Origin of the sequence: Bacillus salacetis (genome assembly GCF_049177075.1) — a bacterium.
In the GTDB taxonomy this organism is placed as follows: Bacteria; Bacillota; Bacilli; order Bacillales; family Bacillaceae_B; genus Rossellomorea; species Rossellomorea salacetis_A.
The window spans coordinates 1,808,779-1,831,688 of sequence record NZ_CP185377.1 but is presented as its reverse complement, the minus strand read 5'-3'; the positions used below and the strand labels follow the sequence as shown (position 1 = coordinate 1,831,688).

Annotated in this window: 35 protein-coding genes; 17 read left to right on the top strand and 18 right to left on the bottom strand. The window is 39.8% G+C overall.

Features of this window, described 5'->3' with window-relative positions:
- Positions 1–4: 4 nt before the first annotated feature.
- On the bottom strand, positions 5–307 hold the full coding sequence (locus ACOJQI_RS09280) for a hypothetical protein (protein ID WP_421384944.1): 303 nt from the start codon (positions 305–307) through the stop codon (positions 5–7).
- Positions 308–357: 50 nt separating this feature from the next.
- Complete coding sequence (locus tag ACOJQI_RS09275; RefSeq protein WP_421384943.1) at positions 358–981, bottom strand: NUDIX hydrolase; 624 nt, start codon at positions 979–981, stop codon at positions 358–360.
- Positions 982–1,342: 361 nt separating this feature from the next.
- Here ACOJQI_RS09275 and ACOJQI_RS09270 point away from each other — a divergent pair, with 361 nt between their 5' ends.
- Together ACOJQI_RS09270 and ACOJQI_RS09265 are read left to right on the top strand one after the other, a co-directional pair.
- Complete coding sequence (locus tag ACOJQI_RS09270; RefSeq protein WP_421384942.1) at positions 1,343–1,741, top strand: secondary thiamine-phosphate synthase enzyme YjbQ; 399 nt, start codon at positions 1,343–1,345, stop codon at positions 1,739–1,741.
- A 118-nt stretch (positions 1,742–1,859) separates the two neighbouring features.
- On the top strand, positions 1,860–2,534 hold the full coding sequence (locus ACOJQI_RS09265) for a DUF421 domain-containing protein (protein ID WP_421384941.1): 675 nt from the start codon (positions 1,860–1,862) through the stop codon (positions 2,532–2,534).
- Between the two features lie 62 nt (positions 2,535–2,596).
- On the opposite strand, the gene ACOJQI_RS09260 is transcribed toward ACOJQI_RS09265, so the two are convergent.
- Entirely contained in the window at positions 2,597–3,157 is a 561-nt protein-coding gene (locus ACOJQI_RS09260) for a GNAT family N-acetyltransferase (protein ID WP_421384940.1), read from the bottom strand.
- 11 nt (positions 3,158–3,168) lie between these two features.
- The gene (locus tag ACOJQI_RS09255) at positions 3,169–3,612 is read right to left on the bottom strand and encodes a hypothetical protein (RefSeq protein WP_421384939.1); all 444 of its coding nucleotides are present in this window, start codon (positions 3,610–3,612) and stop codon (positions 3,169–3,171) included.
- 105 nt (positions 3,613–3,717) lie between these two features.
- Here ACOJQI_RS09255 and ACOJQI_RS09250 point away from each other — a divergent pair, with 105 nt between their 5' ends.
- The 5 genes from ACOJQI_RS09250 to ACOJQI_RS09230 all read left to right on the top strand — a co-directional run bounded on the left by ACOJQI_RS09250 (position 3,718) and on the right by ACOJQI_RS09230 (position 5,555).
- Complete coding sequence (locus ACOJQI_RS09250) at positions 3,718–4,470, top strand: TraR/DksA C4-type zinc finger protein (RefSeq protein WP_421384938.1); 753 nt, start codon at positions 3,718–3,720, stop codon at positions 4,468–4,470.
- A 16-nt stretch (positions 4,471–4,486) separates the two neighbouring features.
- Positions 4,487–4,681: a YozQ family protein gene (locus ACOJQI_RS09245; RefSeq protein ID WP_421384937.1), complete on the top strand. Its 195-nt coding sequence runs from the start codon at positions 4,487–4,489 to the stop codon at positions 4,679–4,681.
- Positions 4,682–4,728: 47 nt separating this feature from the next.
- A complete protein-coding gene (locus ACOJQI_RS09240; protein ID WP_421384936.1) occupies positions 4,729–4,881 on the top strand; it encodes a hypothetical protein in 153 nt (50 codons plus the stop codon).
- A 118-nt stretch (positions 4,882–4,999) separates the two neighbouring features.
- Entirely contained in the window at positions 5,000–5,164 is a 165-nt protein-coding gene (locus ACOJQI_RS09235; RefSeq protein ID WP_421384935.1) for a YfhE family protein, read from the top strand.
- Between the two features lie 106 nt (positions 5,165–5,270).
- Positions 5,271–5,555 (top strand): hypothetical protein, encoded by a 285-nt coding sequence (locus ACOJQI_RS09230; protein ID WP_421384934.1) that lies wholly within the window; start codon positions 5,271–5,273, stop codon positions 5,553–5,555.
- 46 nt (positions 5,556–5,601) lie between these two features.
- On the opposite strand, the gene ACOJQI_RS09225 is transcribed toward ACOJQI_RS09230, so the two are convergent.
- Positions 5,602–5,988, bottom strand: a complete 387-nt coding sequence (locus ACOJQI_RS09225; protein WP_421384933.1) for a hypothetical protein — start codon at positions 5,986–5,988, stop codon at positions 5,602–5,604.
- A gap of 158 nt (positions 5,989–6,146) precedes the next feature.
- Here ACOJQI_RS09225 and ACOJQI_RS09220 point away from each other — a divergent pair, with 158 nt between their 5' ends.
- The 3 genes from ACOJQI_RS09220 (at position 6,147) to ACOJQI_RS09210 (ending at position 7,672) form a co-directional block, all read left to right on the top strand.
- Entirely contained in the window at positions 6,147–6,305 is a 159-nt protein-coding gene (locus ACOJQI_RS09220) for a hypothetical protein (protein ID WP_421384932.1), read from the top strand.
- A gap of 184 nt (positions 6,306–6,489) precedes the next feature.
- A complete protein-coding gene (locus tag ACOJQI_RS09215) occupies positions 6,490–7,056 on the top strand; it encodes a DUF2179 domain-containing protein (RefSeq protein ID WP_421384931.1) in 567 nt (188 codons plus the stop codon).
- A gap of 97 nt (positions 7,057–7,153) precedes the next feature.
- Entirely contained in the window at positions 7,154–7,672 is a 519-nt protein-coding gene (locus tag ACOJQI_RS09210; protein WP_421384930.1) for a DUF421 domain-containing protein, read from the top strand.
- Between the two features lie 128 nt (positions 7,673–7,800).
- Here ACOJQI_RS09210 and ACOJQI_RS09205 read toward each other — a convergent pair whose 3' ends face one another.
- On the bottom strand, positions 7,801–8,232 hold the full coding sequence (locus ACOJQI_RS09205) for a DUF1992 domain-containing protein (protein ID WP_421384929.1): 432 nt from the start codon (positions 8,230–8,232) through the stop codon (positions 7,801–7,803).
- An 81-nt stretch (positions 8,233–8,313) separates the two neighbouring features.
- On the bottom strand, positions 8,314–9,360 hold the full coding sequence (locus ACOJQI_RS09200; protein ID WP_421384928.1) for a hypothetical protein: 1,047 nt from the start codon (positions 9,358–9,360) through the stop codon (positions 8,314–8,316).
- A 156-nt stretch (positions 9,361–9,516) separates the two neighbouring features.
- Here ACOJQI_RS09200 and ACOJQI_RS09195 point away from each other — a divergent pair, with 156 nt between their 5' ends.
- The 5 genes from ACOJQI_RS09195 (at position 9,517) to ACOJQI_RS09175 (ending at position 12,021) form a co-directional block, all read left to right on the top strand.
- A complete protein-coding gene (locus ACOJQI_RS09195; protein ID WP_421384927.1) occupies positions 9,517–9,873 on the top strand; it encodes a DMT family transporter in 357 nt (118 codons plus the stop codon).
- Positions 9,873–10,187 (top strand): DMT family transporter, encoded by a 315-nt coding sequence (locus tag ACOJQI_RS09190; RefSeq protein WP_421385435.1) that lies wholly within the window; start codon positions 9,873–9,875, stop codon positions 10,185–10,187. The genes ACOJQI_RS09195 and ACOJQI_RS09190 overlap by 1 nt, the downstream gene beginning before the upstream one ends.
- 174 nt (positions 10,188–10,361) lie before the next feature.
- Positions 10,362–10,874, top strand: a complete 513-nt coding sequence (locus tag ACOJQI_RS09185; RefSeq protein WP_421384926.1) for a DUF3231 family protein — start codon at positions 10,362–10,364, stop codon at positions 10,872–10,874.
- Positions 10,875–10,951: 77 nt separating this feature from the next.
- Positions 10,952–11,194, top strand: a complete 243-nt coding sequence (locus ACOJQI_RS09180) for a hypothetical protein (protein ID WP_421384925.1) — start codon at positions 10,952–10,954, stop codon at positions 11,192–11,194.
- A 200-nt stretch (positions 11,195–11,394) separates the two neighbouring features.
- Complete coding sequence (locus tag ACOJQI_RS09175; protein ID WP_421384924.1) at positions 11,395–12,021, top strand: LysE family transporter; 627 nt, start codon at positions 11,395–11,397, stop codon at positions 12,019–12,021.
- 71 nt (positions 12,022–12,092) lie between these two features.
- Here ACOJQI_RS09175 and ACOJQI_RS09170 read toward each other — a convergent pair whose 3' ends face one another.
- Positions 12,093–13,520: a PAS domain S-box protein gene (locus tag ACOJQI_RS09170; protein ID WP_421384923.1), complete on the bottom strand. Its 1,428-nt coding sequence runs from the start codon at positions 13,518–13,520 to the stop codon at positions 12,093–12,095.
- Between the two features lie 208 nt (positions 13,521–13,728).
- Between ACOJQI_RS09170 and ACOJQI_RS09165 the strand changes: the two genes are divergently transcribed.
- A complete protein-coding gene (locus tag ACOJQI_RS09165) occupies positions 13,729–14,022 on the top strand; it encodes a hypothetical protein (RefSeq protein WP_421384922.1) in 294 nt (97 codons plus the stop codon).
- A 122-nt stretch (positions 14,023–14,144) separates the two neighbouring features.
- Here ACOJQI_RS09165 and ACOJQI_RS09160 read toward each other — a convergent pair whose 3' ends face one another.
- The 4 genes from ACOJQI_RS09160 to ACOJQI_RS09145 all read right to left on the bottom strand — a co-directional run bounded on the left by ACOJQI_RS09160 (position 14,145) and on the right by ACOJQI_RS09145 (position 16,208).
- On the bottom strand, positions 14,145–14,420 hold the full coding sequence (locus ACOJQI_RS09160; RefSeq protein WP_421384921.1) for an HU family DNA-binding protein: 276 nt from the start codon (positions 14,418–14,420) through the stop codon (positions 14,145–14,147).
- Between the two features lie 62 nt (positions 14,421–14,482).
- Positions 14,483–14,827: a hypothetical protein gene (locus ACOJQI_RS09155; RefSeq protein WP_421384920.1), complete on the bottom strand. Its 345-nt coding sequence runs from the start codon at positions 14,825–14,827 to the stop codon at positions 14,483–14,485.
- 80 nt (positions 14,828–14,907) lie between these two features.
- Positions 14,908–15,939: an STAS domain-containing protein gene (locus ACOJQI_RS09150; RefSeq protein ID WP_421384919.1), complete on the bottom strand. Its 1,032-nt coding sequence runs from the start codon at positions 15,937–15,939 to the stop codon at positions 14,908–14,910.
- Positions 15,940–16,058: 119 nt separating this feature from the next.
- A complete protein-coding gene (locus tag ACOJQI_RS09145; protein ID WP_421384918.1) occupies positions 16,059–16,208 on the bottom strand; it encodes a hypothetical protein in 150 nt (49 codons plus the stop codon).
- 154 nt (positions 16,209–16,362) lie between these two features.
- On the opposite strand from ACOJQI_RS09145, the gene ACOJQI_RS09140 reads away from it, so the two are divergent.
- The gene (locus ACOJQI_RS09140) at positions 16,363–16,596 is read left to right on the top strand and encodes a hypothetical protein (protein ID WP_421384917.1); all 234 of its coding nucleotides are present in this window, start codon (positions 16,363–16,365) and stop codon (positions 16,594–16,596) included.
- Positions 16,597–16,731: 135 nt separating this feature from the next.
- Here the strand turns inward: ACOJQI_RS09140 and ACOJQI_RS09135 are convergent, their stop codons facing one another.
- The 6 genes from ACOJQI_RS09135 to ACOJQI_RS09110 all read right to left on the bottom strand — a co-directional run bounded on the left by ACOJQI_RS09135 (position 16,732) and on the right by ACOJQI_RS09110 (position 22,743).
- Entirely contained in the window at positions 16,732–17,055 is a 324-nt protein-coding gene (locus ACOJQI_RS09135) for a four-helix bundle copper-binding protein (RefSeq protein ID WP_421384916.1), read from the bottom strand.
- Between the two features lie 155 nt (positions 17,056–17,210).
- Positions 17,211–18,761, bottom strand: coding sequence for a hypothetical protein (locus ACOJQI_RS09130; RefSeq protein ID WP_421384915.1), 1,551 nt, complete (start codon positions 18,759–18,761; stop codon positions 17,211–17,213).
- Between the two features lie 234 nt (positions 18,762–18,995).
- A complete protein-coding gene (locus ACOJQI_RS09125; protein ID WP_421384914.1) occupies positions 18,996–19,514 on the bottom strand; it encodes an RNA polymerase sigma factor in 519 nt (172 codons plus the stop codon).
- Positions 19,515–19,534: 20 nt separating this feature from the next.
- Complete coding sequence (locus ACOJQI_RS09120) at positions 19,535–21,487, bottom strand: DUF6449 domain-containing protein (RefSeq protein ID WP_421384913.1); 1,953 nt, start codon at positions 21,485–21,487, stop codon at positions 19,535–19,537.
- The gene (locus ACOJQI_RS09115; RefSeq protein ID WP_421384912.1) at positions 21,459–22,361 is read right to left on the bottom strand and encodes an ATP-binding cassette domain-containing protein; all 903 of its coding nucleotides are present in this window, start codon (positions 22,359–22,361) and stop codon (positions 21,459–21,461) included. Before ACOJQI_RS09115 ends, ACOJQI_RS09120 begins: the two co-directional genes overlap by 29 nt.
- The gene (locus ACOJQI_RS09110) at positions 22,345–22,743 is read right to left on the bottom strand and encodes a GntR family transcriptional regulator (protein WP_421384911.1); all 399 of its coding nucleotides are present in this window, start codon (positions 22,741–22,743) and stop codon (positions 22,345–22,347) included. The genes ACOJQI_RS09115 and ACOJQI_RS09110 overlap by 17 nt, the downstream gene beginning before the upstream one ends.
- Positions 22,744–22,910: the final 167 nt, after the last annotated feature.

The following is a 22,910-nucleotide window of genomic DNA, read 5'->3' as shown; positions in this document are numbered from 1 at the left end:
CACATCAATTGATATACTTGGGATCTGTTTCAATATGCCGCAGCAAATCAAGCTCCGGGTGCTTCTTATCAAGACTGTAGATATATTCAAGAAAATATTGACTGCCAAATGCATACACCACTTCAGGGAACAGCTCGCTGATTAAGAGAAGTTCTTTCCTGCTTGCCTGCTCCATGAATTGAATTGTTTTCTCTTCATCCTGAAGCAGTAGATCCAGCAGCCTTTGAAGGGTATCCTCCATTCGTGGGTCGTCATCATCCATGAGGGCAAGTTTTCCCAGCACATTTCTGACACTTTCGATAAACATCCTTTCACCTCCAGATTTTTCATTCTAAAATATATGTCTCTTTCTTCCGATTAGTTCATATCCGAGATTTCATCCGTGAAATGTTTTAATATCTTTGCAGTCAGTCCCCAGATGACTCTGTCTTCATAGAAATAAAAATATTCATCCAATTTCCTTGTCTGCCAATTATAATTTTCTCCTCCTGCAATTAAATCAATCGGGAAATCCTCTTCTGGCTCAATCGTAAAACCCACTTTATATACATTAGGTTCATTATTCATAAAAAATGACAGGGGTACAGTGAATGTTTCCGCCACTTCAGCAGGATTTGGTTTAATGTCAGCCTTCTTTTCCAAAACTGCAAGATATGGAAAGATAAAGGTTCCAAACGATGAAACAATATAGTCCATTGGATAGATATCAGACAAATGCTCCTCCTTTATCCCCAACTCTTCACACGTTTCCCTGATGGCTGTATGTTGTTCTGTTTTATCCTCTTTGTCAACCTTCCCTCCAGGAAAACAGATATCCCCCGGCTGCCTTCTAAGTTTCTCAGAGCGGACTTCAAAAAGAATATGAATCTCATCATCAATTTCTACAAGCGGTAATAATACAGAAAACCGATAAAACTCATTGCTTCCTAATACTCTGGGTGTCCGGTTATGAAATTTTCTTTTTATATGTTCTATTTCCATTTTTTCACCTCTGTCTTTACCATTACCCTTTCTTGACAAAATAGCAACATTGAAGAACGCTGAAAAAATCTGCAACATTGCATTTCAGTTCATATCAATTGCATTATGTATGTTTCTTTATTTTTGAATATTCCCCCGCTGATTAAAAGCACCCCGATAAAAACCTAAAAGATATCCCTATTATATTTCATCTCTACCCCCTGTTGGTAATAAAGCTTCTATATCTATTTCTTGACCGGCACTCTTTATCCTGCTTTTTTCACTAAATATGTAAAGATGGAGCTTTTGCAATTTAGGGAAGATAGGTTTATATACGTTATAATCCAGTTATAGAATAAAGAGAGAAAGAAAGGATGATTTGATGCTGAAGCAATTTGAAGTAACAACGTCAAAAAGAGACGAAATGATCGACATTACCGATCATATCCAAGAGTGGATTGATGAATTGGGAATACAGGAAGGAGTAATGATTGTCCAGTCTATGCATACGACTGCAGGAATAACGGTAAATGAAAATGCCGATCCTGATGTAAAAACGGATTTCTTAATGAGGCTGGATGAAGTTTTCCCTTGGAATCATACCAAAGACAGGCACAGAGAGGGAAATACTGCCGCACACCTGAAGACCAGCACGGTCGGACATGCGCAGACACTTATCATAACAAAAGGAAAGCTTCTTTTGGGGACCTGGCAGGGGATTTACTTTTGTGAATTCGATGGACCGCGGAACAGAAGATTTACCTGCAAATTGACTGAATAAGGCAAATATGTGAAAGTATATTCTGCTCTCTATTCCACAACCTATGTACTGATAAGCTGTTTAACTTTGAACACTTATTGCTATATTAATCCTTGATAATTAAAGGAAGTGAATGGGTTTGGATTACGATTTGTTATGGAAAGCAGTCATCATCGTAATCGGCGGTACATTACTTTTAAGAGTGGCAGGAAGGAAATCCATCTCACAGATGACTCTTGCCCAAGTGGTGATCATGATTGGATTGGGTTCCTTACTCGTCCAGCCGATAGTCGGTAAAGGCGTCTGGTCAACCTTACTAGTTGGCTTAATACTGGTACTTACCTTGGTATTCATGGAATTCACCCAGATAAAGAACGACTCTTTGGAAAAGTTTATTACCGGCCAGTCAAAGGTCGTTATCCATAATGGAACTTTACAGCAAAATGCTTTAAAGAAAATGCGGTTGACAGTTGACCAGCTGGAAATGAAGCTCAGGCAGTCACAAGTAAGTGATATTGCCGATGTTCAGTATGCAACACTTGAGCCGAATGGGCAGCTCGGATTCATCTTGAAGCCCAATAAGCAGCCTGCAATCAAAGAAGATATTACCCAGCTGAGACAAGAACTGGAAATGCTTACACAAATGATCAATAACCGCTTAGCCGCTTTGCCGGTACAAGTCCCGTCTTACAAGGGAACTCCTGGACAGCAGCCTTCAGCTTATACTGCAACGACGGCTTCACCTCAAGAAAATTTATTTGATGAGGTAAATAATCAGGGGCATATAACTGAGCCGCCAAATGATCTACAATAAATTCACCACTCGTTCAAAGATCTGAACGAGTGGTGAATTAGTTTACATAATAGTATTATGGACTAGTTAAGATTGTACTCTTCTTTTAGTAAAGAAAAAACAACGGTATCATGATACCCTTCTCCATCAAAATCAGTTTGCCTCAACACCCCTTCCTGCTTAAAACCATGAGTGAGCAGCAGCTTTCGTGACCCGTCGTTTCCTGCAAAGATATCACCCACTACCCTGTTCAACCCCAGTTCCAAAAAACAAAAAGAAAGTACTGTAGGCAATATTTCGGTCATTACCCCTCTATTTTGGAAGTCTTTTGAAATCACTACGCCCATCTCTGTTTTTTTATGCCAAAAGTTCAGTTTGTGCAGCCTGAACATACCAATGATATTCTTTGTTCCCTTTTCTTTGATCACCCATGGAATTTCTTTTTGTTTATGGAATTGATTCAAGGATTGCTGGATGGTCTCTGTTACTTCCCAAACAGACTCAGGAGGGTGTGGTGTGAGAAACTTCATAGTATCTCTGTTCCCAAGGAATACATACATTTGTTCCGCATGGTCTTCCCTCATTTCACTTAAACAATAGTTCTCCGTTTCCAAAAAAGGTATAGAATCTAATTGAATAACCATTTATTCTCTCCTTACTTTTTCCCTAACTTTACAAGCTTATCATCTCGATACCTAATGACGACTTTATCTCCTAACTTGTAATCGAGATATTTATCACAATCCACTTCAAAGATCTTTTTGTTACTGAATTCCAATGCACATTTTTTCTTTTCAGTATTCTTTACTGCAATTTCTTTTTTGGTTTTGATTCCGACTGCAATAGAAGATTGACTGGGTGCATAATATTTTTCCGTTAAAGTTACTTTATCTTTTTCCAAATTGTCTCCATCAGTTTTCGTATTTAAAAGTAAAAATGCAAGGATGCAGGATAAGATGATGATAATGCAGATTTTAAAAATTACCTTGTTCATGTCTACTCTCCCCGTAAAGAAATATTCAGCATATAATGGATATTTCTTTGACCGGGCAAATATGACAGGAAGATATGGCAGGTCTGTATATATTTCGATACTCATTCCATTTTCCCTTCACCCTTATGGAATCCGGTATGATTTAACAATCATTAATTTCCGGTTCTGCTCCATACTAATAAGGAAAATTTCCTTGGAAGGAATGATGAAATGACACTGACACAACAACAACTGTCTGCCTTCCGCTCAACATTAACTGAACTTGAAAAGAACATTAATAAAAGACAGGAAGAAAACGACAATTTTGATTTAAATCAAGGGCACCCCCATGAAAGCATCGGGGAATTATCGAGCTATGATAATCATCCAGGTGATGAAGGAACAGCTCTCTATGAACGGGAAAAGGATATTGCGCTGCATCAGCATCTCGATTATGAATTGGAAAATATTCAAAAAGCCCTGACTGCCATGGATAAAGGAAATTATGGGAAGTGCCTTACTTGCGGGCAGGATATACCTGTAGAAAGGCTTGAAGCCATCCCTACCACCTTATACTGCAAAGAACACAGTCCCGATCAGACGGTTTCCCATAACCGTCCTATAGAAGAGGGAGTGCTGATGCCTCCATTCGGTAAATTCTTTATGGATGAGAAGGATGAGGATACAGCATTCGATGCAGAAGACTCCTGGCAGGCAGTTGCAGAATGGGGAACTTCAGAATCACCTTCTGCTCTGATGAATCCCCCAGATGATTACAACGACGTTTATGTAGACTATGAAGAAAATGTAGGCTATACAGAAGACTTTGAAAACTTTGTAGGAAATGATATAGAAGGCAGAAACGTAACAGTTTATCCAAATAAACAGCATGAACAATATGAAGCTGCTCTTGATGAGGCAGGAACCATGACCTCTTTTGGTGATTTACCTGCTTATGAGCATGACCCCTATGTTGAAGACTAAAAATGAGGTGAATGAAATGGCAAAGAGACCACAAGCAAAAACTGCAGAACTTGCGGGCAGGACCTATGAACCTGCTGATTATAATAAAAAAGATGAATTGTCCCAAGGCTTGGCAATGACCCATGAACAGGCAAGCGACAGTCTTACTGAGGGCACTATCGATGGCACTATTGATGATGTGGAAGGGAAAAATGTCGATCTGCAGCGTTAATCAAATATGTGTGTCAATAAGCAGTTCAGCTGAAAAGGAGGATGGATATGGTCAATACGGATGCAGGTAAGGTTGCAAAACTATCCCATGAACATAAATCCGTTTACCCGGGCAATAAGCATATTAAGCAAAACGCAGGCAGTAATTACGGACCCCAAAGAACAGAAAACCAGCTGCCGATTGTTTTGGAAAAAGAATAACGTGGACTCGCGCTGTCAAGGCCCCTTTGCAGCGCGGTTTTTTTGTGTTTAATCCTCTTTCTCACGGGTATTTATTAATAAGGTTAAAATATTAATTACTTTGAAAGGAGAATGCAACATGGCACGCAGAAATGAGAAAAGACTTCCATACAAAGGAATTAATACCGAGAAGAATAATGGGCTTTCCAGTACTCAGGAGGTACTATACGCAAAAGAATTCAAGGCTGCAACCAAGGCTGGATACCCGGATGAAGTAAGAGAAGATAATCAGGAGAACCAATAATCCCAAACGGACTGGAGGACTATCCTCCAGTTTTTTTATGGTTATTTTTGATTACTATTTTGGTATATGGGGTAGTGTAGTTATAAATACTTTAAGGAGGAATTAGATGGAACTTCCATTAGCTTTATTCCTGCAGTTCTTTCTGCTGGGAGCAGCAACATTATTTATAAGCGGCCTTATAACCTTTCTTATGCCGAAGTTTCCTTTAACGATTTTAATTCTGTTAAGCTCTATGGCTGGATACATATTCACAGCTTCCAACCAATTAACCGGGCTGATCATCTCTACTGCCATAATGAATTCAGTTCTTGCTCTGACATCATCATGGATAATCAAATATGGCCAATACATCAAAAGACTGGCTGAAAAGTATAAGAATGTCACAGCATGATAAACGGCTGCGTCCCACACATTTCTCGTGGAACGCAGCCGTTTTCTTAATATAAATAGCCTCGCTTTGAATCGGTGTCGAGAAGTTCTGCCCCCAGATAACCTGCCCCAAGCCCCAGCAAACCAGCTCCCAATGGCGATAGTCCGCCCTGGCCGTAACCAGCTCCTCCATAAGGGGGACCGTAACCTTGGTACCCTCCGAATCCGGGAGCCCCATATCCTGCTCCGTAACCTGAATGACTTCCATATCCCGGACTTCCGTATCCTGGAAAACCAGGAGACTGAAATGGCCCATAGCCCCCGCCAATACCCGGATATCCATATCCTTGATTATACCCCGGTCCATAACCCGTCTGGAAACCAGTATTTCCAACTGGCCCCTGGCCATATCCGCCGGATGGATAGAAATAATTTTGACGCTGATTATATTGCATTAAAGCATACACTCCTTATTTAATAATTGATCCCACAGAGCTATGTATATGCTTAGTCACCAGGTTTTGGAATGGATGGCAGCCGATGATGTTTAATCATACCCTTTAAAGTGAATTTACTAATAAGGAACAAGTCTACAATCAGGAGGTATCACACATTGAAAAAGTTAAATGCGAAATCATTAGTCGTCCCTCTATGTGCAAGCTTCCTTCTGGCAGGCTGCATGGAAGAAGGCAGGATGAGCCCTGAAGAAGAAGATGTGGATGTTGTTGATCCAGGACTGGGTGATGAAGATAATGAAGAGCAAAACAATTAATGGAGCCGATTACTGAAAATTATCGGCTCTCCTCCTCCCCCTCTTTCTGCATAGTTAATCCACCCTTTTCTTCATCTAATATCTTTTTTAAAAAAAGAAAAAAACCTCTTCCTTTGTGACCAACTTCAGTGTTATATTTGGAAAGTATTTTTTGACTATAAATTTTCACAAAGGGGTACTTTTCATGATAGATATTTTATTGATTTTTGCTTTGCAGCTGGTTTATGTGCCGATTTTAACGCTTAGGACCATCTTCCTGGTAAAGAACATGAGTGTTGCCGCATCTTCCTTCGGGTTTCTGGAAGCATTGATTTATGTATTCGGTCTGGCGCTGGTTTTTTCCGGTGATCAAAGTATTGCCAGTATGCTTGTATATGCATTGGGTTTTGGAGTTGGTTTATTCATCGGAAGCAAAGTGGAGAACAAGCTGGCTATCGGCTATACCAGCATTGTTGTGAATCTGATGGATATTAATGAAAAATTGATAGAGATTTTACGAAATGAAGGATTTGGCGTCACCGTGTTTGAAGGAATGGGACGCGACAGCAAACGGTATCAACTTGAAATCCTGACAAAACGAAACCGTGAAGAAGATCTTCTCGAAATTGTTGAAGAACATGAGCCCCGCGCCTTCATCATCTCTTATGAACCTCGTCGATTCAAAGGCGGGTTCCTCGTTAAAGCGATGAAAAAGCGAATGAAAAAGAAACAACGTGAAGCCTCTTCTTCAACAATACAATCGAATAGCTGAAAACAAAGACTCTCTTGTCCTTCAAGAGGGTCTTTTTGGTTTAACTGCCCTGTGGAGAGGAAATACAATGTACATAGGTTCAGAAAGGAGATGTGCTATGTTTTTCTCAAATATCAGTACAATTGAGAGGACCATTATCATCGGGTTATGTGCTTATGTGTCCTTGATTATATTACTCAGAATTTCCGGTAAAAGAACTTTATCCAAACTGAATGCATTTGATATGGTAATCACCATTGCAATGGGTTCCACCCTTTCATCCGTACTTATCAATAAGAATGTGACCTGGGCTCAGGGAACGACAGCTTTTTTTATGTTAATCGGCCTACAATATGTTATCGCAAAGCTGGCTGTCCATGTTTCATTCATAAATAAACTTATTAAATCCGAACCAAAGATCCTTTATATTGACGGAGACTACCATACTCAAGCAATGAAGAAGGAAAGAGTGATGAAAAAAGAGATCCTGCAAGCCGCACGTTCACAAGGAATCAGTTCGATGAGTGAAATTACCGCCGTCGTACTTGAAACAGACGGCTCCATCTCCATCATTAAGAAATCCGATCAAGACACAAGAGAAACATTGAACGATGTAAAAGGTTACAATAATTTATAATACAACAGCCGCCAAGTATTATACTGGCGGCTTTAACTATGTGAAAATCGAATAAACATCCGCATTCCTTTACCACTTTAAAGTAACAGGGGACTGTCCCCCACTGCGGTAAAGCGGTAAAGCGGTATTCAAGAGATCCCCCTTTTGGATAGATAATTCTGCAAGTTGATGCCGCCAAGCTGGGAGGTCCTTGGACAACAGAGGTTATGGTCCATTACTTTCTTATTAATTTGATCAACGGTCCTTTTGATGTTTGCTGCATCATTGAATATTTCAAGGTCCTGCTTCAGACTTTCTATCTCTTTCTTGAGTTCCATCCATTTTGGCAATACCCCATTATCCTTTAAAACCTTATTAAGAGCCTTTTCCGGATTATAATTCAAATCACTGTCGAACTGAATTTTTTTACCTTTAATACCCTCAAACTGCCCTTCATTTTCTGCACGTCTGACAATGGAAGTAATATGATCCTCATAATACCAGTTAAACCTGCTGGTTGACTGGTCGCCCATCATTATATTCTTGGCCTTTTGATTTTTCTCAGCATGATCATTCTTCATCTCGTTCACTCCCTTAAATACTTTACCACTGCATCACGTTACTGCACTAAGAGGGACAGTCCCTCTTAGCACGTTAAAGGGTTAAAGCTTGCCTGTATACTTCAGTTGATCGGGTGATAGACTATCTGCTCCGCCGTCAATTATTTTTTGGACTCCATTCAATGTCGTTTCGACTGTCACATATTCACCTTTCTTATTAGTAAATGGTTCAGCCACATAGAAAGGTTGTGTTAAAAAGGCTTCTAGCCGTTGTCCCCTGTGATATAATTCAATTTCAGTTTCGGGGATCCTTTCTTCCCCAATGTTATTAACCAATACACGAATTTCCCGATATCTCCTGAGTAGCTTTTTGGCACGGCGCTGAATGGACAAATGATTGTTATCCAGTAATGCATCTTCAAGCAGAGTCGACGCTGCCTTCACCGGCTGGATTGCCGGGTACATCTGCCTTGTTGCAAGATCATAATCGAAGGGGATCAGTGTATCCAGCGGCCCATAGGGATCATCCGCATCCACAGCTTCTCCGCTTGGATCATATAAGAAAGTCGTGATTTCTGGGAAACCCTCCTGTTCAAACCTTTCATTCATGCTGAACAAATCACCTGATTTGACGATGGCACGATCTGCTATAATGACCGCGTTTTCTTTGTCCTCAAATTTCTTAAGGAGTTCAAATACTTCGCCGGTATTTTTACAAATATGATCACATGCCTCTTTGGCTTCCACTACATCAGGCACGGTTGAATCAGCTTCAACAAAAACCATTTTGAAATTCTTTTCCTGCAGTCTGACAATCAATTCATTCAATAACACCAGCTGTCCCATTTGAGCCCGTGCAACAAAGCCGACTTTCCCCCCTTTTACAATCGGACAGAATAAATCCACTACTTTTATACCGGTTTCAACCATCTCAAGTCTGCTGCCACGGATTAGCAACTCATCCAGCGTGCAATTAGCTAATGAGGCAAGAGCCACCACTGTCTTAACTTCTGCCCTTCCAACAGGGATTTTTCCTGTACATAAATTAGAAACAGTAGCAGGCCTTAATCCAACAGCTTTGGCTGCTGAGGTAAGATTCGGAACCCTGCGGCGTAAAAGGGCTACATTCAATTTAATATTATTATTCATTTCGCATCCTCCTTACTTTTAATAGTAATTTATTTTACTCTTATTAACAAGTGAGGAAACGATTATTTTTAATTAATCTTAATATTTGCGATTTATTTATGTATATGGATAATGGGTAGGGTATTGGCAAAATTAAGGTTAGGAAGGATGACGCCCATGGCTTGGATGTATCTCATCGTTGGAGGAATATTAGAAGTTGGCTGGGCCATCGGATTATCTTTTTCAAATGGCTTTACTAAGTTGGTCCCCAGCATCATCACGATTCTTCTCCTTATAATCAGTTTTTACTTTTTTGCAAAATCAATGAAAATGATACCCATCGGTACGGCTTATGCGGCTTTTACCGGAATAGGTGCGGGAGGGACATCTATCATTGGGATGGTTTTTCTTGGGGAAGAGGTCAGCACAGCGAAAATTCTATTTATCAGCTTACTGATTTTTGGGGTGCTCGGCCTTAAATTCAGTTCAAATGATACACAGGAAAACAGCCCTGGTAATATGGAGGCAGAATGATGGCTTGGCTATACTTAATTACAGCGGGTTTGTTTGAGGTCCTCCTTGTTACATTTATGAAACTTTCTGATGGATATAAAAAAATCATCCCGACCATTCTTGCTTACCTTTCGGGCGGAATCAGTTTTTACCTGCTCTCACTCGCACTGGTTTCCATACCAGTGAGCACCGGCTACTCTGTTTGGACAGGGATTGGATCTGCTGGAGCTGTAATTGCGGGAATGCTCTTTTTTGATGAAACAAAGGATCTTAAAAGGGTGTTTTTTATCACCTGCATTATTGGCAGTGTAATCGGTTTAAAAATTTTCTCATGATCTGCTAACCGACTGCTAGCAAGTGGTTGAGCCTTTGCAGCAGGTTTTTTTGTTATCCTGCATTTACCTCTTCCCACAGGCTGTTTAACTGTATAGTTCATACGGCGAAGGAGATATTATTATTGTGCAATTGAAAGAGGTGGCACAATAATGAATATTATCAGGAGGCTTACAATGGGTATCTTAAGTGGTAATCCTAAAGATGAACCGATGCATTATGGTGAGGTATTCGGGACTTGGTCTTTCTTAATGGCTGCTAAAGGAATGGTTGCTGGCTATCAAACGCTGAAAAATCATGCTGGCGATGAGGATCTAAATAAATTCCTCGATGAGCTGATTCAAAACGGTAATCAAGAAATCAAACAAGTTGAAGAACTGTTGAAAGAGAACGGTGTTGGCCTGCCTCCGACTCCACCTGAGCGCCCAAATGCCTGTGTTGAAGATATCCCAGTCGGGGCAAGATTTCAGGATCCAGAAATTGCTGCATCACTCACAAGGGATATAGCAGGCGGACTGGTTGCATGCAGCCAGGCAATTGCTCTTTGTATCAGAGAAGATATCGCCATGATGTTTGGACAATTCCATATGCAAAAGGCGGCGCTTGGAGGAAAGCTCCTTCGATTAAATAAAGAAAAAGGCTGGTTAATTCCACCTCCTTTGCATCAGCATAAAAAAGAAGACTGCTAATAATGAAACAGGAATACTATTTACATGAGTATTCCTGTCCTATGCCTTCAAACCCAATTTTTAGGAGTGAAACAACAATGAATAACAATCTAGAAGAAGCTTTAAAACAAGTTGAAATGGCTGAACGCAACCTACTGGACGCTCAGGGAAACAATGATCCCCAGCATTATCAACGGGCGGCTCAAGACATACACTATGCGCAGTCCCTTCTGAATAACCTCCATGCTTCCATGTCAGAGGCTTCACCCGAAGAACAGAAAAAATACCACCGTGCCCAAGAAATGATGAGACTATTGGAAGAAGCTCATGCATCGCTATAAATAAGAGCACCCTAGACCGTTTTTCTTTTTCGATTTCTCAAGTTTCCCTCTATACACCTCCGAAGCCCTTATTTACTATTACCCATATGTAACCCGCTTTCCCATATTGTCATGTAGTTAAGGCTCTTTCCAAGTCAATTGTGATAATCTGGACAACCTCTGAATAAGATGTACAAGTTATCTTATTTAGGGGTGAAAGAATGGCTGTCTTCTTAAGTTATATTCTTCTGGGTTTATCACTCGCCGCTCCAATCGGCCCCATCAATGCCGCCCAACTGGATAGAGGGATTAAAAATGGTTTCTGGCATGCATGGTTGATTGGTATTGGCTCGGTTGCTGCTGACTTTTTGTATATGCTTGTTGTCTATTTTGGTGTGGTGAACTTTTTACATACCCCGCTTATAAAAACTTTTCTATGGTCGTTCGGTTTCTTCGTTCTTGTCTATACAGGAATTGAAAGCCTGATAGGGGCCGGCAAAATAAGTTCCTCTTCCAGGCATAATGATGGATCTTATTTTAAAACGTTTTTTACCGGCTTTTTTATGGCATTGTCTAACCCACTCACCGTACTTTTTTGGCTTGGGATTTATGGTTCTGTCCTGGCAAAGACAGCCCAAACAGTTGATCATGCGCATCTGGTTCTTTACAGCGCAGCTATATTTATCGGTTTGACCCTTTGGGACGTATGCATGGCGGCTCTTGCAAGTTCCTTTAGGAGATTCCTTACTGACCGATTACTCGTTATCATCTCTTGTGTATCCGGCCTTTCGCTTATTGGTTTCGGTTTTTATTTTGGCTGGGAAGCCTTCAAGATTCTATTTCTTTAAAGAGAAAAAGCAGACCGGGAATTCCCGATCTGCTTTTTCTGCTTTTCAGCAGCTCAGCCTTATAAACCCCTTCAATAGTTGGTTCTGGGAAAGGTTATAAGTATCTCTGTTCCTTCTCCTTCTTTACTCAGAATACTTAAAGAGCCTTTATGGTGCTGGATGATATTATTAGTCACCATTAAACCGAGACCTGTGCCATTTTCTTTGGTTGTAAAAAAAGGTTTCCCTATCTTATCAATCAATTCATCAGGGATACCATATCCCTCATCCTTGAAGGATAATACAAATGTCTCAGACAAGACAGAAATTTCTATAGTGATCTTCCCTCCCGAAGGCATAGCCTCAATCGAGTTCTGCAAGAGATTGATGAATACTTGTTTCAATTTATTTTCCGAACCTTCAAGTATCACTGGATATTTTGGAAGATCGACCAAGACTTCAATATTATACATATTGGCCTGGGCTTTCATAAAAAGAGCAACTTGATTGACTACATGGCGAATATCAAGCTTCTTTAATTCTTCTATTGTCGGTTTTGCAAGGAGAAGCAATTCATTGATGATTGAATTGATCCGGTCAATCTCTGAAAAAATAATTTTATCGTAGGGAAATGAATGATCTTCAAAATCTGCTGATAAAAGCTGCAGGAAACCCTTTAATGAAGTCAAAGGGTTTCTGATTTCATGCGCAATCCCCGCTGCCAATTCACCCACAAGGTTCATCTTCTCAGATTGCTGCAGCAATATGTCATTCGTTTTTTCTAATTCTTTATTATATGTATTATCCCGGAAAACTACTTGGAACGCCTTTTCCCCCTGAAACATGATAGGTGTACTGCTGCAAATCAGGTCCTTCTCACGTCCATCCGGGAGTGTAATACTGAATTCCAGCTGCTCAGCAGACCAATCTTCGTTTACTATCCCGTAATAAAATTGATGGTAGCCGTCATTAAGTAAGCTTAATATAGGCTTACCGACCAATTCTTCTTCCTTTACATCCAGTTCTTTAAGTCCTGCCTCATTCACATAGAGGATTTCATTTTTATTATGGACACAAATGGCATCAGGACATAATTCCACGAGTTTCCGGTATTGTTCTTCACTTCTCCGCAAATTTTTTTCTGCTTTTTTTCTTCTATTAATATCTTTTACTTGGTAAATTAAAAACTTTTGACCTTTATTATCCTCAAAAGCTGAAACACTCAGATGGACCCACACTTTGTGTCCTTCCTTATTGATATAGCGTTTCTCTACTTCATAATAGCTGATCTCGCCATTTAGTAACTGCTGTAAAAACCTTAGATCCAGATTTATATCTTCATGATAGGTTATATCAGCGTCCCTCTTTTGCATCAAATCATTATTAGAGTATCCTGTTATTCGGGTCAAAGAAGGATTCACCATCAAAAAATCCCCCTGGATGTCTGCCAAAGCCATCCCGACGGCTGCAAACTGAAAGCTGGCATAAAATAGTTCCGGATTGTTTTCTTCCCCCAACATAAGCAAATACCCCTATCTACTATAATTGTACTATAATTCTAGCATGAAACATTCTTTGGAAAAACCCCTTTATTTACCAGCTGAACACAATTTAACAATCTTGGGATAATTCAAATTAATATATGTTAGATTGTTTAGTACAAAAGACTCTGTGGTAAACATTTAATAGACAGCTGGAACAAAATAATTATTAAGGAGAGTGTTAGTTATGAATAAGAAGAATTTATTTCTATCAGTCCCTTTGGCTGCAGGCATCATCATGACCGGCTGTAGCGCTGAAGAAGGGCAGGAAGATGAAGACATCATCCAGGAAGAAGAAAATATGGATGAAACAGAAAGCAACGATAACAGCAGTACTTCTGGAGATGCAGAAGGAACAGATGAAGGCAATCCTGCATCTGAAGAGGACAATGAAGGAATGCTGAACGAAGATCCGGAACAAAGTGACAACGGAACAGATTCCCCTGACCTGGAAGAAGATGAAGACCAAGAAGAAGAGTAATTAATATTAAAAAACTGTCCTATTTCGGACAGTTTTTTAGTTTTGATTTTTTTATTCCACAAAAAAGATTGCCTTTTGGCCTTACACATAAAAAGACCAGCCATCTGGCTGGTCTTTCTTTACTATTGATTCACACTATCCTTAAGAGCTTTCCCTGGTTTAAATGCCGGCTGCTTGCTAGCCGGGATTTCCATTTCTTCTCCTGTTTGCGGATTTCGCCCTTTCCTTGCAGAACGCTCTCTTACTTCAAAGTTCCCGAAACCGATCAATTGTACTTTATCACCTTTCGCCAATGTTTCTTCAATGTTTTGCAATACAGCCTTTACTGCATTTTCTGCATCTTTTTTGCTCAAGTCCGCTGATTCTGCCACTGCATTGATTAAGTCTGTTTTGTTCATATGTACTACCTCCCAAATATATTATCTTGCTACAATTGATTCATACCACTGCCTTCTATGTCTTAAACCTTTTCTGTTACAACTATCATGCCTTTATGTAAATATGTCTTGCACTCTGTTGCATCCTTTTGTGAGAAACCAAAATCACGAAGGATATTTTCAATCTGCATCAATTGCAAGGAACCGTCATCCTCATCGAAAGCAGTTGCTAAACTGTGTATCCCGCTGTCTTCCTTACTTTCATCCACCTTCAGCAATTCACCTTTTAAAGGAGTTTCCTCACTTAATTTCTTGTAATGGTCAGGATTTGCTGTAAAGAACTGAAGCTCACCAGCAGGGACTTTTTTTAGTTCAGCAGCCAATTGACTCACGGAACTAAAAACACCGATAATTTCTTTAGACATCATTCATCCACCCCTTCTCCCCCTTCCTTTCCCTCCTTTCATAAAGGTAAAACAAAAAAGCAAGCGGGGATACCGCTTGCTTTTTAATAGATTTGTCTTCCCTGCTGCCCAATCGCATAGTATATTCCGTGTTTTAATGTTGAAAAACAGCTGAAGCGGGATAATTGCATATTCGTTCCAGTGATCTCTTGGGCAAGTTCAGGAGAAATCCCCACCAGAATGGTTTCTGTTCCAATTAACGAAGCTGCAGATGCCAGTTTGCTGAGAAACTCCACTGTGAACTGGCTTATGTATTGATGCAGTCCTGTAAGGTCTATAACAAGATAATCAGCTTTATGTTTCGGAAGATTATTTAATGTCTTGGTGATCAAATCCTCAGAGCGGTTCTCATCATATTTGCCGAGCAACGGAACCACCACGATTCCCTCAAGAACAGGTATAATGGGAGAAGAGATTTCTTTTACAAGTTCAGTCAGTTCTTTTGTCCTCTCTTCCACCATGCTTTCAAGCTTTAAGATACGGTCAGACTCTGATTTTCTAGCCAAATCATGAATATTCTCTTCAATCGTAATCCCTGAAGGTCCAAAATGGAACTCGCCAAAATCTCCATTCTCAATTTGATCCCGATTTACCGAAAACCAAACATTCGAGCCGAACAATGCAGTGAAAATCCCGGAAAAATGTCCTGCCAGGAAAGTTGTCGTTTGCTGTTTTCCCTGTGCAACGTTGATCTTATACTCCCAGCTGTCCTTCAATCTTACTTTCGCTGTGGTTTTACCTTCATCCAATTCGGTAATTTCAATCTTGCCCCAGCCAGCTGAAGCATATGTAGCCGGAATGGCTTTTGCCACTTCCTCAACAGGCATTTTCAAGCCCTGAAAATACCGGCCTACGACAAGTCCCTGTCTGAATCCTGTCGTTTCCAGCACTACTTTGGCTGCTTCTTGTCCAGAGACTTCTTCTATAGTATCGAAAAAAGATTTCATTGCAGAACTGATCCAGAATAGAACTGCATCATCTCCTTCAAACTGGAACAATCCTTTCTCCAGATTCCAAGAAAAATCGAGTCCTCCCACATTGATTTGGTCATTATGTACTGCCTCATATTTTTTCATTATGCCAGGACCCCCGTATTATTTATATTACTACATTACCCTAACTGAGTTTTTGAGTAAAGCAGCAGGACTTAAGGACCTTTCCCCAAAGAAAAAGCCCTGCAGAAAGCTGCAGAGCTTTAGGCGCCTATCAGAAGCAGGCCAATCATTAAAATGGATGGAATACCGTAATAAAGAAGGCTTTTATTGATTACTTTTCGGTCCTGCCTTCCCTTCCAGGTTTCGTATTTTTGATTTTTGGAAGTATACCAGCTGCCTTGATTATTCACTAGGGGTCCCTCCTTCAATTTGAATTTAGTTATGTATACCCCATTAAACCCACTTAAAAAATAGTAATTTCAGGAAGGCGCTGATTTTTGTTTGACAGCCTTTCTAATAGGGAATTTTCAAGTAGATGGATCATTACTATAGGGAGGAATTTAAATGGCGGAAAAAAATGATAAAAGAAATTATAAAGGCAAGGGCTTCGATAACTTTGATAATCCTGAACAGTATGATAAAGACAAAGAAAGCATCTTTGACAAGTTTGAAAGTGAGCAGAATGTAGATCCGCTTCCACTAGAAGATATACGCGAGGAAAAAATAGAAGAAAGAGAAAAATCCAACACAAAAGACCAGTCATCAAGCGAAAGGAAATATAACCAGGATTACAACTAAAGCGAAGGCGCTGGCCGCCGGAGCTGGATGATACTAAAGCGAAGGCGGCCGTAAAGTGCCGTACAGATTGGAAGTAATCCTTATAAGAGAAAAGAAAAGCAGTTCCTATGGCAGGAACTGCTTTTCTCTATCCTATTAAATAAGCTTTTTGCATTCTTCCACACACTTAAAGCAGGCATCTGCGCACTTCTGGCAATGTTCATGATCGTGCTTCTTGCATTCATCGCCACAGGATTGGCATACTTCCACAAGCAGCTTTAAAATGCTTTTCACATTTGGGCTGCCATACTGCATGGCACTAATGGAAAGTGAACAGATATCGGCACATTCACGATCCATACGAATACATTCTGCCATTTTCTTCACGTTATCTTCTTTTAAACAGCTGTCAAAACACACATTGCATGCTTCCAGGCATTCCTGGCAGGCTTTAATGCAATCTTCATAAGTTTTATTCAAATTTAACACCGCCTTAAAAAGATTTACAGAAGTCTATTACCCTATACTGTTGAAATAAAACGAAATAACCGGTAAGTTGTAACCAAAACACTAGAATTATCTGAGGAAAATTTGCAATACAAAAACCCGGCATAATAGCCGGGCAATAAGGTTCCTTAAAAAAGATTGAAAATATACGGACCTACTGAAAAGATATAGAACAACATATATACGAGCATATAGTAAAATACACCGGCAAATGTACCCCAGTCAGGATCTCTGCCAATCTTCCAGACGATGGCTGTCACAATGCTGATAAGGATCAGCAGTATGATCCCGCTGTAATCGAAAGTATAGTAGAACGGTGCCACTTCATAAAAATAAGGATTCATCGCTTTACTCATGTAAGTGAACGGCATAATGATAAATATCAAAATAGATACGTATTCTACCCAGTTAATATCATCTTTTTCAAAAATGTTCGGCTTCAGAATATAAAGCAATAACAGCAGGGTGAGTGATGGCAGAAACCAGTAAAACGCCGTCAGGACTGTCACCATACTGCTGAATAACATCAGGAAAGAGTTATATGCACTGAGCTGCCAATCCTCCTCTGAAAGCTTTATACTCTCCGCTTTCACTTGACTGTTTTGCGAGGCACCAAACAGCTGATAGTAATCACCATTGAAAGAAATCCACAGTAATGACTCTTCATTGGCTTTCATGGGATTTTGTGCGACATTATTATTGGTATTGACCGGCCTTGCGATAACCTCGTTCCCTTTACTTAACTTCCCTGAATACAATCTCATATCGCTGTTATCCCCGATCCTCTGGCCTTCTGCAGTGAAGACAAGATGCAATTCTCCGTCAAGTTTAACCAGAGATGCATAATCAGGAGCCTCCAATTTTGAGTTACTTTCCTCATTGATAAAACCCAGTTTCTGTACCGTTAACGGTTTGGTACCCAGTTCATTAATGTTTCCATAAGCTTTATACATGCTAAAAGAGAGAGAACCTCCTGTCCTCATTTCTCTTCCATAAATCATATTCAACTGTTCATCCTCAATGTTCAACACAAGGCTGCCAAGCTGGTCATATCGTGAGTTTTTCACTGATAAAACCGGCTTCTCAATTAGTTCACCTGTTGCATGCACTAAGAATATTTCTGCATTTGCATCGTCTTTCTGATGAACAACAGCATAACTGCCGTTGCTCCCGAAAACGATATCTTTTATTTCATTTTTAAAGGTATGTAGTTTCTTGGTTTCACCGCTATCAAAGAGATAAGTGAAAACCTCTCCATTTTTCCAATACAGAACTTTTTCTTCATCGGTTGCTATACCTGTTATGTTTTCATCAATTGATTCTGGTTCACCGTTACGTGTAAGCATCAAACTGCCTTTGGAAAGAGTGATAAAATTCTCACCATCTGTCCAAAAAGGATATCCCCTTGGCACATCCATCGCAATTTCTTCAGAACTTTCAATGGTCAACCCTTCACCGATGACGAATTTTTTTACTTTATCAACATTCGTCAGGTAAAATTCATTCCCCCGCTGAAAAGTAATCGGCATTTCTTTTCCTTCAAAGTCGAAGGCAATCGACCTGCTCCACTCTTCATTCGGAAGCTTTGTCATTGTAGAAAGCTGGTGAAAAAATAACGCGGCTATGAGTGCAATGATCACCAGCAGTGGTACTCCATAGGCTTTTAATTTTTCTCTCATCGTGACATCCTTTGCATTGTAGTTTTTCAGTACAGTTATACTTGTTTCTCTTTGAATCTCTGAGAATTTCTACGAAACTAACTTCCTTTAATTATTACAAATTTGTAACAACCTGTTGACACATGTAAAATATTAGGTTGAATTTTCGGAAAAGTCAATGCTTTATTGTCGATTTATCTGTTTAATTTTGGATAAGAAAGAGGAGCTTTCTGCAAGAAAACTCCTCTCTGGTAATTAAGCACTGTATTTTAAGGTATATAAATTCTTTAATTTCTTTCTTGCCCTGAAGAACCTGGTTTTTACTGTACTTCTCTTCAAATCGAGTTTCTTTGCGATTTCGTCCTCATTTAATCCATACTGAACACGAAGTAGAAATACTTCCTGCTGAGCTGAAGGCAATTGTTTAATTTCAGTGAACAGTTCTTCCTTGAACAGTGATATGTCAACGGATTCCTCCACTTCTTCCCGTGTTGAGGACAATAAACACTCCGTCTCAATATTATATGGATCGATGAGGACTTCCCTGGCTCTTATTTCCCTCCTGATGAAATCAATGCTGGTTCGTGTGGCAATGGAAGACAACCAGCCTCCAGCTTTGCTCTCATCTATTAATGTATCGATCTTTTTATAGGCTTTTATAAACGTTTCCTGTACAACGTCCTCTGATAAGTTGCTGTCTTTTGTTATGCGTAACGCAATATGGTAAACCAGTTTATGGTACTGCTTATATAAATGATTGAATCGGGCCGCCATATTACTCCCCCTTTTCCCTGTTATCTATCAAAATGTTCTTTTATATAACTTGGTACATCTTCGGCTGCAATTCCTTTTATATCCAGGTAGTCCTGCCCCTTAAAATAGATTGCCGCCATATACTCACCATCCGATGACCATGAAGTAATATCCAATAAATCATCAATTTGTTCATTGGAAGTAATGCTCATAGCTTTCCCTTCCTCTTCCAGTTTAAAAATTGAACCTTGTAAATCCACTTCCATCCCGGCAGCCGTTTGGTGATCCTCCCGTTTAAAGAAGATGATTCTTTCCACATCTTCTGAAGTTACTTTGACTTTATTGAATAGATCTTTTTCAATAAGCCAGTCCTTAAATTCAACATAGGAAGGTTTCCAAGGGACATACACCCTTCGATTATTTGAAAGCAAGATCTCGATATCATACAAGTTTTCTGATTGATTAACCATGCTCTCATATGATTCTTCCAATGCTTCTTTCTTCAAGACTTCTATCGCTTCTACTAATAGAGATTCCTCGGTAATGTTTATTTGCTTATCATAAGGCCCCCTGGCTGTGATTGTTAACTTATCAGCCTCTCGAGCATCAATTGATAAAACCTCATTGATGGATTTTTTATATTCCACGGATTCATAAATGTTCTCATAGAAAGAATCGAATTCATTTTGTTTGATTTCATAACGCCGGACAGCCTTTTCTCCCGACTTTAGTTCATAAACAAGATACAATTGCTCAGGCCCTTTACTTTCCCTGTTAGAAAGGATTGCCTGATGCAGGTTCCTGACATTTTCAATATTCTCCTCTTTTGTAAGGTAACGAACAGGTGCCTCTTCATACTCCTCCAAATAAGAATAAATGTGACTGCTAAAGTAGACCCTATCAATTTCATCTGCTTCTGGAATATAAGACTCATAGTTTCTGAAGCCCAAGTGAAAAAAAGCAGCAATGACAGCGATAAATACAGCAAAAATAGCAATCTCTTTTACTTTCAAAACAATTCTCCAGGTTTTTTGTAACACCATTTCAGACAGAAGGTAACCAACCACGAATCCTGCCCCATAACCAAAAAGCATCCAATTCAGAGTGTTTTGGACTTCACTGAAATAACCACCAGAGACCAACATTACACCGGAAATCAGGCCGAATTTAAAGACGGGCTGCAGTACAGGAAACACCAATGCTTGCGAGGATGATTCCATTTTTCTCTTCTTGTATAGAAACATGGCCAGAATACTGAAAAGAATGATCATGATAAGATAAATAATGATCTCAATGGTCGTAAGCTGCACTTCATTAAATAATCCTGCTTTGATGACAGGTGAGAAATTCTCCGTTTGAACCGCCATGAAGTATTCCTGAGGGAATCCAAACAAGAAGTTTTTTAGATTAAGCACTGATAAAACATACATCCCTGAAGGAAACAACAGCAGAATATATGTCAATACTGCCTGGACGACAGAAAGTCCGGTGAGCATCGCCACCGTGATCCCGCAAACGTAAAACAATACATTCATTAAAATGGTGAGCAGTGCCCAATTGGTTATATCTGAAATTTGATAGTTTGGCCCCAAATCATTTGTCAACGAAATGACACTCATGAATAAAGCAGTCAATATAACCGGGAGCACCAGCATTACCAGACCTGCAGCCGAAAAATGAATAAAGAGCTTTTCCCTGCTGATCGGAAGGCTGTGAATCATATCAGCCTGCTGTTTTACATGTAAATACCTGAATAGAAAAACAGCCAGTAATACAGGAATAACCATCATCAAACCAGCTTGCAGGACAAAGTTGACTTGAAACAGATGCCCATATGTAAGTAAATAAGATGGCTCTTCACTCGTGGCCATCATCCAAATGTTCAAAGGAAGGGCAAAGATCAGTCCTGCAAAGTACACGATTCCGATCCAGCCGGTATTCCTGAAGATAAGAGACACGATTTCTTTATTTAACAAGGATTTGCTTGACTGCATAACCGGCATCCCCCATTTCATGGATAAATATCTCTTCGAGTGTCAATGGAAGGAGATCAAAAATTACTGGCTCGTACTCATTTACCATATCTTCTATGGCTGAGTGATCACCTTTTACAATACAAGAGATGACACTCCCTCTCTGGTCTCTCTGCAAAACATGCAGACGATCAAACAATTCCCCCGGGGGTTTTTGTCTGAAGGCAATTTGGACCTTGTGGAATTCTGACTTGAGTTCATCCAGTTCCTTTTCCACTAAAATATGTCCCTGATGAAGGATTCCGACATGATCGCAAAGATCTTCAATTTCTTCGAGATTATGTGAAGAGATTAAAATCGTCATATCTTTGTAAGCAACCTCTTCCATCAAAATGGATTTAACCTTCTTTCGAACCACCGGATCCAGTCCATCAATAGGTTCATCTAAAATCAGAACTTCTGGCCGGCAGGATAGAGCAAGCCAAAATGCCGCTTGTCTCTGAACCCCTTTAGAAAATTTATGCAGCTTCACTTTAGGATCAATTCCAAATATCTTTCCTAATTCATTGAATCTGTCTTGATCCCAACTGTTGTATAGAGAGCTGTAAAAAGAAGCCATCTGCTTAACGTTATACTGTGGCAGGAAAGCTGGCGTATCGGCTAAAAAAAACAACTTCTGCTTAATTGATGGATTTTCATAGACGGCTTCCCCATCTATGTTGGCCTCCCCGCTGTCTGGTTTATAAATACCGCTCACTATTTTAAGTAGAGTCGTTTTGCCTGCTCCATTCGATCCCAGCAGACCATAAACTGATCCCCTTTCGATAGACAGGGATACATTATGAACGCTCTCTCTGCCTTCATACTGCTTTGACACTTTATGAAGTTGAATCATCTTTAACTCCCCCTGCCACATTACTTTCTATATTCTTTACAAGTTCCATGATTTCTTTTGCAGAAATACCCAGATATAAAGCTTCAGCAACAAGCTTCTCGATATCTGATATAACCTTCTTTGCCTTCTCGGAATTTTGGATGTGAGCAGCCGGGTTCACAAAGCTGCCCCTTCCCTTTACTGAATAGATGTACCCTTGGTTTTCTAATTCTCTATATGCTTTTTGAATTGTATTTGGATTGATGGTCAGTTCCCCCGCCAATGTCCTGACAGAGGGCAATTGTTCATCTGCCTTTAAAACTTCACTGATTATCAATTGTTTTAACTTGTCTACAAGCTGCTCATAAATCGGTTTACGGCTTCTTAAATCTATTTCGAACATTGATACCCTCCCGTCTGTATGTAGTGTACTATGAGTGTTAATACAGTTGATTATATATCATTAGCTGGCAAAAGAGAAGGAGTTTTTCGAACTTAAGCAAATAACCTGATATATCAAACTGCATAATCCCCCAACTCACAGGAAACAATTAACTTAAATACTAAATT

Excerpts from the sequence above, each read along its gene's own strand:
- ACOJQI_RS09280 (WP_421384944.1), bottom strand. The coding sequence starts at position 307 with ATGTTTATCGAAAGTGTCAGAAATGTGCTGGGAAAACTTGCCCTCATG.
- ACOJQI_RS09275 (WP_421384943.1), bottom strand. The coding sequence starts at position 981 with ATGGAAATAGAACATATAAAAAGAAAATTTCATAACCGGACACCCAGA.
- ACOJQI_RS09270 (WP_421384942.1), top strand. The coding sequence starts at position 1,343 with ATGCTGAAGCAATTTGAAGTAACAACGTCAAAAAGAGACGAAATGATC.
- ACOJQI_RS09260 (WP_421384940.1), bottom strand. The coding sequence starts at position 3,157 with ATGGTTATTCAATTAGATTCTATACCTTTTTTGGAAACGGAGAACTAT.
- ACOJQI_RS09255 (WP_421384939.1), bottom strand. The coding sequence starts at position 3,612 with ATGAGTATCGAAATATATACAGACCTGCCATATCTTCCTGTCATATTT.
- ACOJQI_RS09250 (WP_421384938.1), top strand. The coding sequence starts at position 3,718 with ATGACACTGACACAACAACAACTGTCTGCCTTCCGCTCAACATTAACT.
- ACOJQI_RS09245 (WP_421384937.1), top strand. The coding sequence starts at position 4,487 with ATGGCAAAGAGACCACAAGCAAAAACTGCAGAACTTGCGGGCAGGACC.
- ACOJQI_RS09240 (WP_421384936.1), top strand. The coding sequence starts at position 4,729 with ATGGTCAATACGGATGCAGGTAAGGTTGCAAAACTATCCCATGAACAT.
- ACOJQI_RS09235 (WP_421384935.1), top strand. The coding sequence starts at position 5,000 with ATGGCACGCAGAAATGAGAAAAGACTTCCATACAAAGGAATTAATACC.
- ACOJQI_RS09230 (WP_421384934.1), top strand. The coding sequence starts at position 5,271 with ATGGAACTTCCATTAGCTTTATTCCTGCAGTTCTTTCTGCTGGGAGCA.
- ACOJQI_RS09225 (WP_421384933.1), bottom strand. The coding sequence starts at position 5,988 with ATGCAATATAATCAGCGTCAAAATTATTTCTATCCATCCGGCGGATAT.
- ACOJQI_RS09215 (WP_421384931.1), top strand. The coding sequence starts at position 6,490 with ATGATAGATATTTTATTGATTTTTGCTTTGCAGCTGGTTTATGTGCCG.
- ACOJQI_RS09210 (WP_421384930.1), top strand. The coding sequence starts at position 7,154 with ATGTTTTTCTCAAATATCAGTACAATTGAGAGGACCATTATCATCGGG.
- ACOJQI_RS09205 (WP_421384929.1), bottom strand. The coding sequence starts at position 8,232 with ATGAAGAATGATCATGCTGAGAAAAATCAAAAGGCCAAGAATATAATG.
- ACOJQI_RS09200 (WP_421384928.1), bottom strand. The coding sequence starts at position 9,360 with ATGAATAATAATATTAAATTGAATGTAGCCCTTTTACGCCGCAGGGTT.
- ACOJQI_RS09195 (WP_421384927.1), top strand. The coding sequence starts at position 9,517 with ATGGCTTGGATGTATCTCATCGTTGGAGGAATATTAGAAGTTGGCTGG.
- ACOJQI_RS09190 (WP_421385435.1), top strand. The coding sequence starts at position 9,873 with ATGGCTTGGCTATACTTAATTACAGCGGGTTTGTTTGAGGTCCTCCTT.
- ACOJQI_RS09185 (WP_421384926.1), top strand. The coding sequence starts at position 10,362 with ATGGGTATCTTAAGTGGTAATCCTAAAGATGAACCGATGCATTATGGT.
- ACOJQI_RS09180 (WP_421384925.1), top strand. The coding sequence starts at position 10,952 with ATGAATAACAATCTAGAAGAAGCTTTAAAACAAGTTGAAATGGCTGAA.
- ACOJQI_RS09175 (WP_421384924.1), top strand. The coding sequence starts at position 11,395 with ATGGCTGTCTTCTTAAGTTATATTCTTCTGGGTTTATCACTCGCCGCT.
- ACOJQI_RS09170 (WP_421384923.1), bottom strand. The coding sequence starts at position 13,520 with ATGTTGGGGGAAGAAAACAATCCGGAACTATTTTATGCCAGCTTTCAG.
- ACOJQI_RS09165 (WP_421384922.1), top strand. The coding sequence starts at position 13,729 with ATGAATAAGAAGAATTTATTTCTATCAGTCCCTTTGGCTGCAGGCATC.
- ACOJQI_RS09160 (WP_421384921.1), bottom strand. The coding sequence starts at position 14,420 with ATGAACAAAACAGACTTAATCAATGCAGTGGCAGAATCAGCGGACTTG.
- ACOJQI_RS09155 (WP_421384920.1), bottom strand. The coding sequence starts at position 14,827 with ATGATGTCTAAAGAAATTATCGGTGTTTTTAGTTCCGTGAGTCAATTG.
- ACOJQI_RS09150 (WP_421384919.1), bottom strand. The coding sequence starts at position 15,939 with ATGAAAAAATATGAGGCAGTACATAATGACCAAATCAATGTGGGAGGA.
- ACOJQI_RS09140 (WP_421384917.1), top strand. The coding sequence starts at position 16,363 with ATGGCGGAAAAAAATGATAAAAGAAATTATAAAGGCAAGGGCTTCGAT.
- ACOJQI_RS09130 (WP_421384915.1), bottom strand. The coding sequence starts at position 18,761 with ATGAGAGAAAAATTAAAAGCCTATGGAGTACCACTGCTGGTGATCATT.
- ACOJQI_RS09125 (WP_421384914.1), bottom strand. The coding sequence starts at position 19,514 with ATGGCGGCCCGATTCAATCATTTATATAAGCAGTACCATAAACTGGTT.
- ACOJQI_RS09120 (WP_421384913.1), bottom strand. The coding sequence starts at position 21,487 with ATGCAGTCAAGCAAATCCTTGTTAAATAAAGAAATCGTGTCTCTTATC.
- ACOJQI_RS09115 (WP_421384912.1), bottom strand. The coding sequence starts at position 22,361 with ATGATTCAACTTCATAAAGTGTCAAAGCAGTATGAAGGCAGAGAGAGC.
- ACOJQI_RS09110 (WP_421384911.1), bottom strand. The coding sequence starts at position 22,743 with ATGTTCGAAATAGATTTAAGAAGCCGTAAACCGATTTATGAGCAGCTT.